This window comes from Janthinobacterium sp. GW822-FHT07H10 (assembly GCF_058798675.1).
Window position 1 is genome coordinate 1 of record NZ_JBXAKS010000037.1, and the last position, 1,584, is coordinate 1,584.

Annotated in this window: 2 rRNA genes; both read left to right on the forward strand. The window is 51.1% G+C overall.

Annotated features, from left to right (window positions below):
* A 23S ribosomal RNA gene (locus AC1RDJ_RS28355) occupies positions 1–1,366 on the forward strand; the annotation flags it as partial.
* A gap of 149 nt (positions 1,367–1,515) precedes the next feature.
* Positions 1,516–1,584, forward strand: a 5S ribosomal RNA gene (rrf, locus tag AC1RDJ_RS28360); the annotation flags it as partial.

Below are 1,584 nucleotides of genomic sequence, written 5' to 3' on the forward strand. Positions count from 1 at the left end.
GACGAGTGAACTTGTTCACGAAGCAATCGGAAGTGGTTCCAAGAAAAGCCTCTAAGCTTCAGTCATACGAGACCGTACCGCAAACCGACACAGGTGGGCGAGATGAGTATTCTAAGGCGCTTGAGAGAACTCGGGAGAAGGAACTCGGCAAATTGGTACCGTAACTTCGGGAAAAGGTACGCCCCGGTAGCTTGATTGGTTTACTCCATGAGGGTGAAAGGGTTGCAATAAACTGGTGGCTGCGACTGTTTAATAAAAACACAGCACTCTGCAAACACGAAAGTGGACGTATAGGGTGTGACGCCTGCCCGGTGCTGGAAGATTAAATGATGGGGTGCAAGCTCTTGATTGAAGTCCCAGTAAACGGCGGCCGTAACTATAACGGTCCTAAGGTAGCGAAATTCCTTGTCGGGTAAGTTCCGACCTGCACGAATGGCGTAACGATGGCCACACTGTCTCCTCCCGAGACTCAGCGAAGTTGAAATGTTTGTGATGATGCAATCTACCCGCGGCTAGACGGAAAGACCCCATGAACCTTTACTGTAGCTTTGCATTGGACTTTGAACCAATCTGTGTAGGATAGGTGGGAGGCTTTGAAGCGGGGACGCTAGTTCTCGTGGAGCCAACCTTGAAATACCACCCTGGTTTGTTTGAGGTTCTAACCTTGGTCCGTTATCCGGATCGGGGACAGTGCATGGTAGGCAGTTTGACTGGGGCGGTCTCCTCCTAAAGTGTAACGGAGGAGTTCGAAGGTACGCTAGATACGGTCGGACATCGTGTTGATAGTGCAATGGCATAAGCGTGCTTAACTGCGAGACTGACAAGTCGAGCAGGTACGAAAGTAGGACATAGTGATCCGGTGGTTCTGTATGGAAGGGCCATCGCTCAACGGATAAAAGGTACTCTGGGGATAACAGGCTGATTCCTCCCAAGAGTTCATATCGACGGGGGAGTTTGGCACCTCGATGTCGGCTCATCACATCCTGGGGCTGTAGCCGGTCCCAAGGGTATGGCTGTTCGCCATTTAAAGTGGTACGTGAGCTGGGTTTAAAACGTCGTGAGACAGTTTGGTCCCTATCTGCCGTGGGCGTTGGAAATTTGAAGGGGGCTGCTCCTAGTACGAGAGGACCGGAGTGGACGAACCTCTGGTGTACCGGTTGTCACGCCAGTGGCATTGCCGGGTAGCTAAGTTCGGAAGAGATAACCGCTGAAAGCATCTAAGCGGGAAACTTGCCTTGAGATGAGATTTCCCAGAGCCTTGAGCTCTTTGAAGGGTCGTTCGAGACCAGGACGTTGATAGGCTGGGTGTGGAAGTGCAGTAATGCATTAAGCTAACCAGTACTAATTGCCCGTACGGCTTGTCCCTATAACCTTAGCAGGTACAGAGGATGAGAAAGTAACGTTGTGAGTTGTTGATACCACTCATTACCCAAGTAATACCTCAATACATAATCCGCTTCTTCCAGATTTCGACACCTGTCGCCCCGTCGGGGACAGGCTGTCATACAAGTTATGCCTGATGACCATAGCAAGTTGGTCCCACCCCTTCCCATCCCGAACAGGACCGTGAAACAACTTTGCGCC